We start from the raw sequence: 5,417 nt of genomic DNA, 5'->3' as shown, positions 1-5,417 counted from the left end.
CGCCTGGGCATCCGCATGGGCGACCTGTTCGACGAGCAGCTCCTGCGCGACAAGATCGAGGGCGCGCTCGAGCAGAAGAACCACCTGCTGGTGAAGGTCTACAACCGCCGTGCGATCGAGGTCGACGAGGTCGCGGACGAGCTCCTGCAGTACCGCGACCGGCTCGAGCCGATGGTCACCGACACCTCGCTCGTGCTCAACCAGGCGCTGGACCGCGGCGAGACCGTGCTGTTCGAGGGTGGCCAGGCGACCATGCTGGACGTCGACCACGGCACGTACCCGTTCGTGACGTCGTCCTCCGCGACGGCCGGCGGCGCCTCCACGGGCTCGGGCGTGGGGCCCACGCGCATCGACTCCGTGATCGGCATCGTCAAGGCCTACACGACGCGCGTGGGCGAGGGTCCCATGCCCACGGAACTGTTCGACGAGAACGGCGAGTTCCTCGCGCGGGTGGGCCACGAGTACGGCACCACGACGGGCCGCCCGCGTCGGTGCGGCTGGTACGACGCCGTGATCGCGCGGTACGCATCGCGCATCAATGGTCTGACCGACCTGGTGCTCACCAAGCTCGACGTCCTCACCGGTCTCGAGGAGATCCCGGTGTGCGTCGCGTACGACGTGAACGGCACCCGCGTCGAGGAGCTGCCGCAGGATCAGGCCGACTTCGCGGCCGCCACGCCGGTCTACGAGTACCTGCCGGGCTGGACCGAGGACATCTCGACGGCCCGCGAGTTCTCCGACCTCCCGCAGACCGCGCAGGACTACGTGCTCGCGCTCGAGAAGATCTCGAACTGCCGGATCAGCGCCATCGGCGTGGGCCCGGGCCGCGACGAGATCATCGTGAACCACGACCTGCTGCACGCCCGCGGGGAGTAGGCCCGGGGTTCCTGTCCCGACGCCCACCGCGCGCCGACTGACGTCCACCGCGCGCCGACTGACGTCCACCGCGTACCGCTCACCACACACCTGTGACTCGAGGTGCGCGTGGTGCTCCTGGGCACTCACACCCGCCCCTGCGTGCACCTCAGTCACCGCCGTGTGTTGCGCGGTACGCGCGGCGCAGGTCGGTTCGCGCTCGATAGACTCGCGGGCGTGAAGGTACTGATCGTCGGCTCGGGGGCCCGCGAGCACGCGCTCGCCCGCTCCCTCCACCTGGACAGCGACGTCGAGGAGCTCCACGCCGTGCCCGGCAACCCGGGCATCGGCCAGCTCGCGACCCTGCACTCGCAGGACCCGAACGACGGCGCGGCGATTGCCGCCCTGGCCGTCAACGTGCGCGCGGACCTCGTGGTCGTGGGCCCCGAGGCCCCGCTCGTGGCCGGCGTCGCCGACGCCGTGCGCGAGGTGGGCATCCCGTGCTTCGGGCCCACCGCGGCCGCCGCGATGCTCGAGGGCTCCAAGGCCTTCGCGAAGGAGGTCATGGCCGCCGCAGGCGTGCCCACGGCGGAGCCCCGCGTGTGCACCACCCCCCAGGGCCTGGAAGCCGCGCTGGCGGAGTTCGGCGCCCCCTTCGTGGTCAAGGACGACGGCCTCGCAGCCGGCAAGGGCGTCGTGGTGACCGAGGACCACGACCAGGCCGTCGACCACGGTCAGGCCATCCTGACGTCCGGCGGCACCGTCGTGGTCGAGGAGTTCCTCGACGGTCCCGAGGTGTCGCTGTTCTGCATCTGCGACGGAGAGACCGTCGTTCCCCTTCAGCCTGCCCAGGACTTCAAGCGTGCCTACGACGGCGACGCGGGACTCAACACCGGGGGCATGGGCGCGTACTCGCCGCTGCCGTGGGCCCCGGCGGACCTGGTCGACGAGGTGGTCCGCACGGTCGCGCAGCCCACGGTCGACCAGATGGCGGCGCGCGGCACGCCGTTCCAGGGCGTCCTGTACTGCGGCCTCGCGCTGACGTCGAAGGGCCTGCGCGTGGTCGAGTTCAACGCCCGGTTCGGCGACCCGGAGACGCAATCGGTGCTCGCGCGCCTCGAGACGCCGCTGGCAGGCGTGCTGCTCGCGGCCGCTCAGGGACGGCTCGCGGAGCTGCCGCCGCTGCAGTGGAGCGACGACGCCGCGGTGACGGTGGTGCTGGCCTCGCACGGCTACCCCGAGTCCGCGCGATCGGGCGACCCGATCACCGGCGTCGACGTGGCGGAGGAGGTCGACGGCGCACACGTGCTGCACGCCGGCACCGCGTGGGACGGCGAGGGCGCGCTGGTCTCGGCCGGCGGCCGGGTGCTGTCCGTGATCGGACGCGGCGCGACCCTCACCGCCGCTCGGGCGACCGCGTATGCGGGTCTCGGGCGCATCGGCCTGGAGGGATCCCACCACCGCAGCGACATCGCCCTCGCGGCCGCCGAGGCGGCCGGAACCTGATGCCCGGCCACGTCATCGAGCCCACGGCGCCCGAGGTGCCGGGCTGGCGGCACGTCTACTCAGGAAAGATCCGCGACCTCTACGAGCCCGTCGATCCGCATCCTCGCGGCGACGTGGTGCTGGTGGTCGCCAGCGACCGCATCAGCGCGTACGACTGGGTGCTGCCCACCGAGATCCCCGGCAAGGGCGGCGTGCTCACCGGGCTCAGCCTGTGGTGGTTCGACCAGCTCCGCGACATCGTCTCGGACCACACCGTCGAGGCGCCAGTGCCGGACGAGGTCGCGGGGCGCGCCATGGTGTGCCAGCGGCTCGACATGTTCCCGGTCGAGTGCGTCGCGCGCGGCTACCTGACGGGCTCGGGGCTCGCCGAGTACCAGGAGTCGGGCACGGTGTGCGGGATCGAGCTGCCGCCGGGTCTGGTCGACGGCTCGCGCCTGCCCGAGCCCATCTTCACCCCGGCCACCAAGGCCGAGGTGGGCGAGCACGACGAGAACGTGAGCTTCGAGGCCGTCGCCGAGCGCATCGGCCTGGAGGACGCGACGGCGCTGCGCGACCTCACCCTCGCCGTGTACTCCCGCGCTCATGAGATCGCGGCGAGCAAGGGCATCATCCTTGCCGACACCAAGTTCGAGTTCGGACGCGACGCGTACGGGCGCATCGTGCTCGCGGACGAGGTCCTGACGCCCGACAGCTCGCGCTTCTGGCCGGCGGACGAGTGGGAGCCCGGCCGCTCGCAGCCCAGCTTCGACAAGCAGTTCGTGCGCGACTGGCTGACGTCGCGCGAGTCCGGCTGGGACAAGGCCAGCGACACCCCGCCGCCGCCGCTGCCGGCGGACGTGGTCGACCGCACCCGCCAGCGCTATCTCGAGGCCTACGACCGGCTGGCGAAGAACTAGGCGCCGGACGGGACGCGAGCTCGACCGCGCCGAGGACGTTCATGCGCGTGCGAGCGGCGGCGTTCGCCACGCACCCCGCTGCGCCCTGCTAGGTTGAGCGCGCTGCCATCGCCACTGTGGCGCTGGGTCGAGGGAATCTGAGGAATCGTCGTGCGCGCACCGCTCGCCATCACCGTCATCGCCGCCCTGGGTCTCGCAGGGTGCTCGCTGCTGGATCCGTCCGCCACCGTCGAGGAGCTGCAGCTCACCGTGGGTGAGTGCCTGAACGAGGCGTCGGTCACGGAAGAGGGCGAGCAGGAGATCGGCGTGATGCCCGTCGTGGACTGCGCGGACGTGCACTTCGCGGAGGTCTTCCACACCGAGGAGCTGACGGTCGAGGACTATCCCGAGGACATCTCCGACCTGGCCTCCGAGGTCTGCTACCTGTCGTTCGAGGACTACCTGGGCATCCCCTACGAGGAGTCCATCTACTACTTCACCGCGACCTACCCGACCTCGGCGTCGTGGAACTGGGGCGACCGCCAGATTGCGTGCCTGGTCGTGGGCGACGTGGGCGAGCAGCTCACCGGCTCGGTCGCGGGCTCCGCAGCCTGACGCGGGCATCGTGGACTGAGCAGTGCGCGCTGGCGCCCGGCTTGCGCGTGACCGCCAGTGGCCGCCGCACGGGCCGGTAGACTGCGATCATGCCCACGATCGTCGTGCACGTCATGCCCAAGCCCGAGATTCTCGACCCTCAGGGCAAGGCCGTCGGCGCCGCCCTCCCGCGCCTCGGATTCGAGGGCTTCGCGGGCGTTCGGCAGGGCAAGCGCTTCGAGCTCACCGTCGATGGCGAGGTGACGGACGAGCTGCTCGCGCAGGCCCGCGAGGCCGCCGAGACTCTGCTCTCGAACCCGGTCATCGAGGACGTCGTGGCCGTCGAGGTCGCCGGCGCGGAGGTCGCTGGCTGATGGCACGCATCGGCGTCGTCACCTTCCCCGGCACCCTGGATGATCGCGACGCCGCCCGCGCCGTGCGCCTCGCTGGTGGCGAGGCCGTCAACCTGTTCCACGCGGACGCCGATCTCCAGGGCGTCGATGGCGTGGTCCTTCCCGGCGGCTTCAGCTATGGCGACTACCTGCGGGCCGGCGCGATCTCGCGCTTCTCGCCCATCATGGAGAAGGTCGTGGACGCCGCCAAGGGCGGCATGCCGGTCCTGGGCATCTGCAACGGCTTCCAGGTGCTCACCGAGGTGCACCTGCTGCCGGGCTCGATGATCAAGAACGAGCACCTGCACTTCATCTGCCGCGACCAGGTGCTGCGCGTCGAGAACGTCGACACCGCGTGGAGCGCGGACTACGAGGCGGGCCAGGAGATCACGATCCCGCTCAAGAACCAGGACGGTCAGTACGTCGCCGACGAGCACACGCTCGACGCACTCGAGGCCGAGGGCCGCGTGGCGTTCCGCTACGTCGGCTGGAATCCCAATGGCTCCCGGCGCGACATCGCCGGGATCACCAACGAGCGCGGCAACGTCGTGGGGCTCATGCCCCACCCGGAGCACGCCGTCGAGCCGGGATTCGGGCCGGACTCCAAGGAGATCGGACGCCGGGGAACGGACGGTCTGGGCTTCTTCACGTCCGCGATCGCAGGGCTGGTGGCGACCACCTAGCCATGTCCCGCCGCGATTCCGTCATCGGCACCGTCGCCGATGCGCTCCCAGAGCCACAGGACAGGCCTGTGCTCATCGCGATCGACGGCCCGGACGCGGCGGGCAAGACCATGCTGCGTCGCGAGCTCGCGACACTGCTGCGCACGCGCGGGCGCGACGTCGTCGAGGCGAGCATGGACGACTTCCATCACCTCGAGGATCGCCGCTACCGTCAGGGGCGCACGAGCGCCCGTGGGTTCTGGGAGGACTCCTTCGACCATGAGGCGTTCATCGCCAAAGTGCTCGACCCCCTGGGAGCCGGCGGGGACCGCGTGGTCCAGCTCCGTCACCACGACCTCGAGTCGGACGCGCTGCTGCAGAACGTGCCCGCGTGCCAGGTGGGAGATCGGGTGACGCTGTTGGCCGACGGCCTGTTCATGCAGCACCCGGGCCTCGCGAACCGCTGGGACGCGGTCGTCTGGGTCGAGGCGCCGTACTCGGTGCGCTTCGAGCGGATGGTGGAGCGCGACGGG

7 protein-coding genes are annotated in these 5,417 nt (G+C 71.1%); all 7 read left to right on the top strand.

The genetic code is table 11. The features are described 5' to 3' along the window. Positions 1-876: adenylosuccinate synthetase (locus tag QZ483_RS12470; protein WP_297084485.1), on the top strand; the 876-nt coding region annotated here is incomplete at its 5' end. A gap of 216 nt (positions 877-1,092) precedes the next feature. Next, complete coding sequence (gene purD / locus QZ483_RS12465; RefSeq protein ID WP_297084482.1) at positions 1,093-2,361, top strand: phosphoribosylamine--glycine ligase; 1,269 nt, start codon at positions 1,093-1,095, stop codon at positions 2,359-2,361. Further along, the gene (locus QZ483_RS12460; RefSeq protein ID WP_297084481.1) at positions 2,361-3,257 is read left to right on the top strand and encodes a phosphoribosylaminoimidazolesuccinocarboxamide synthase; all 897 of its coding nucleotides are present in this window, start codon (positions 2,361-2,363) and stop codon (positions 3,255-3,257) included. The genes purD and QZ483_RS12460 overlap by 1 nt, the downstream gene beginning before the upstream one ends. 150 nt (positions 3,258-3,407) lie before the next feature. After that, positions 3,408-3,851: a septum formation family protein gene (locus QZ483_RS12455; protein ID WP_297084479.1), complete on the top strand. Its 444-nt coding sequence runs from the start codon at positions 3,408-3,410 to the stop codon at positions 3,849-3,851. 89 nt (positions 3,852-3,940) lie between these two features. Continuing rightward, a complete protein-coding gene (purS, locus tag QZ483_RS12450; RefSeq protein WP_297084476.1) occupies positions 3,941-4,204 on the top strand; it encodes a phosphoribosylformylglycinamidine synthase subunit PurS in 264 nt (87 codons plus the stop codon). Next, positions 4,204-4,905 (top strand): phosphoribosylformylglycinamidine synthase subunit PurQ, encoded by a 702-nt coding sequence (gene purQ / locus QZ483_RS12445; RefSeq protein WP_297084473.1) that lies wholly within the window; start codon positions 4,204-4,206, stop codon positions 4,903-4,905. Before purS ends, purQ begins: the two co-directional genes overlap by 1 nt. Before the next feature lie 2 nt (positions 4,906-4,907). Next, positions 4,908-5,417: uridine kinase (locus tag QZ483_RS12440; RefSeq protein WP_297084471.1), on the top strand; the 510-nt coding region annotated here is incomplete at its 3' end.

This window comes from uncultured Demequina sp. (genome assembly GCF_913055775.1).
Taxonomy (GTDB): Bacteria; Actinomycetota; Actinomycetes; order Actinomycetales; family Demequinaceae; genus Demequina.
The sequence above is the reverse complement of the archived record's forward strand: the minus strand, read 5'-3'. Positions and strand labels throughout refer to the sequence as shown.